At 66.8% G+C, this 590-nt stretch carries 1 protein-coding gene; it reads left to right on the forward strand.

What is annotated here, in order from left to right; all coding sequences use genetic code 11:
- On the forward strand, positions 1 to 590 hold a 590-nt coding region (locus AC1DTN_RS38515; protein WP_477925462.1), incomplete at both ends, for a TauD/TfdA dioxygenase family protein.

Here is a 590-nt window from a genome sequence, read left to right on the forward strand (position 1 = left end):
GCCCTGCTGAAGCACCGGGTGCTGTTCCTGCGCAATCAGGACATCTCGCGCCAGGCGCACGTGGCCTTCGCAGCCCGGCTGGGCAAGCTGGAAGACCATCCGATGGTGCCCTCCCATCCGGACGCGCCCGGCCTGGTCCAGATCTACAAGACGCCGGACGCGCCCGTCGACCGCTACGAGAACGCCTGGCACACCGACGGCACCTGGCGCGAGACGCCGCCGATGGGCTGCGTGCTGCGCTGCGTCGAGTGCCCGCCGGTGGGCGGCGACACCATGTGGGCCAACATGGTCATGGCCTACGAGAAGCTGCCGGACGACGTCAAGGCGCGGATCGCCGACCTGTGGGCCAATCACAGCTTCAACAGCTCCTTTGCCGCGGCCATGCCCCGGGAAAAGCGCCTGGCCATGAAGGCCGAGTACCCGGATGCCGAGCACCCCGTGGTGCGCACGCACCCCGAGACACGGGAGAAGCTGCTCTTCGTCAATGCCTTCACGACGCACTTCGTCAACTTCCACAACAAGGCGAACGTGCGCTACGGCCAGGACTACAACCAGGCCGGGTCCGACCTGCTGAAGTACCTGATCTCCCA

Source organism: Rhizobium sp. 01T444, assembly GCF_056398305.1.